The sequence below is a fragment of the Rhodococcus sp. NPDC057014 genome (genome assembly GCF_042673295.1).
Taxonomy (GTDB): Bacteria; Actinomycetota; Actinomycetes; order Mycobacteriales; family Mycobacteriaceae; genus Rhodococcus_F.
In genome coordinates this window covers 1-1,652 of record NZ_JBHUSF010000071.1, presented here as the reverse complement: position 1 = coordinate 1,652, position 1,652 = coordinate 1, and the positions used below count along the sequence as shown (strand labels likewise).

Here is a 1,652-nt window from a genome sequence, read left to right as displayed (position 1 = left end):
CAGCTGACCGTCCGCGAATCTCCGAAGCCACGTGTCGCGGTCGGGACCGTCGGCGGCGACGAGGCGGTCCTCGACGAACGCGAAATGTCCGCGCAGGGCCTGCGTGACGTTGGAATCCGCGGCGGACAGTTCGACGAGCAGCCGGAACAGCTGGGGGATGCTCGCGCCCGACCCACCGTGGGATCTCGGCACGCGCACCGCCCCGAAACCGGCCTTCTTCAGGGCGTCGATCTGCTCGTAGGGGAGGACGTGGTCGCGTTCGCGTTCCACCACACCTTCGGCGATGTCGGCGAAGAGGGGGCGGAACCTGGCGGCGAGCGTGTCGTAGTCGGTCTCGCTCGCGATGGGCTGTGCAGCTCTTCGTTCCTGTACGGCTGTCATGCCGTCGAACCTCACACGGTCCCGCGAGCCCGGTGAAGGGTTGGACGCGCGCTGATTGGAAGGGTGGGCGTCTGCCGGGCCGGCGGGTTCCATGCTGGGTATGTCAACCGAACACATCGCTGAGCAGATCAAGTTCGCCTACTGGGTGCCCAACGTCAGTGGCGGGCTGGTCACGTCCGACATCGAACAGCGCACCAGCTGGGACTACGAGTACAACAAGAAACTCGCCCAGACCGCCGAGAACAACGGGTTCGAGTACGCGCTCAGCCAGGTCCGGTACGAGGCCAGCTACGGGGCCGAATTCCAGCACGAGTCGACGAGCTTCAGCCTCGCACTCCTGCTCGCCACCGAGCGGCTGAAGGTGATCGCCGCGGTCCACCCCGGTCTGTGGCAGCCCGCCGTGCTGGCGAAACTGGGGGCCACCGCCGACCACCTGTCGAACGGCCGGTTCGCCGTCAACGTCGTGAGCGGCTGGTTCAAGGACGAATTCACCCACCTCGGGGAGCCGTGGCTCGAGCACGACGAGCGGTACCGGCGCAGCGCCGAGTTCCTGCAGGTGCTCCGCAAGATCTGGACCGAGGACGACGTCGATTTCCGCGGCGACTTCTACCGCATCCACGACTTCACCCTCAAGCCGAAACCGCTGAACACCCCCGACCGCCCGAACCCCGAACTGTTCCAGGGCGGAAACTCCGCCGCCGCGAGGCAGAACGCGGGCCGGTACTCCGACTGGTACTTCAGCAACGGCAAGGACTACGACGGCATCACCGAACAGATCGACGACGTGCGACGGGTGGCGCGCGAACACGACCGGGAAGTGAAGTTCGGGCTCAACGGGTTCATCATCGCCCGCGACACGGAGAAGGAGGCCCGCGACACCCTCCGCGAGATCATCGAGAAGGCCAACAAACCGGCGGTCGAGGGATTCCGGTCCGCCGTCCAGCAGGCGGGCGCGTCCACCGCCGACAAGTCGGGGATGTGGGCGGATTCCACGTTCGAGGATCTCGTCCAGTACAACGACGGATTCCGCACACAGCTGATCGGCACGCCGGAGCAGGTTGCCGAGCGCATCGTCGAATACCGCCGCCGCGGAGTCGACCTCATCCTGGGCGGGTTCCTGCACTTCCAGGAGGAGATCGAATACTTCGGCGCCAACGTCCTGCCGCTGGTCCGCGAACTCGAGGCGTCCGAGAGGCTTGCGCCCGTGAGTGGTTGAGGAGTCCAGGGACTCGTTAACCACGCACGGGCGGCGGAGCCGCCTACCGGGCCAG

Annotated in this window: 2 protein-coding genes; one reads left to right on the top strand and one right to left on the bottom strand. The window is 66.5% G+C overall.

Annotated features, from left to right (window positions below):
* Window positions 1-381: acyl-CoA dehydrogenase family protein (locus tag ACFTZB_RS16470; protein WP_378432968.1), on the bottom strand; the 381-nt coding region annotated here is incomplete at its 3' end.
* A 100-nt stretch (window positions 382-481) separates the two neighbouring features.
* Here ACFTZB_RS16470 and sfnG point away from each other — a divergent pair.
* Window positions 482-1,597 (top strand): dimethylsulfone monooxygenase SfnG, encoded by a 1,116-nt coding sequence (sfnG, locus tag ACFTZB_RS16465; RefSeq protein ID WP_072946416.1) that lies wholly within the window; start codon window positions 482-484, stop codon window positions 1,595-1,597.
* Window positions 1,598-1,652 lie beyond the last annotated feature (55 nt).

What these genes read in the sequence shown, in the direction of transcription:
- sfnG (WP_072946416.1), top strand. Translation starts at nt 482, where the DNA reads ATGTCAACCGAACACATCGCTGAGCAGATCAAGTTCGCCTACTGGGTG.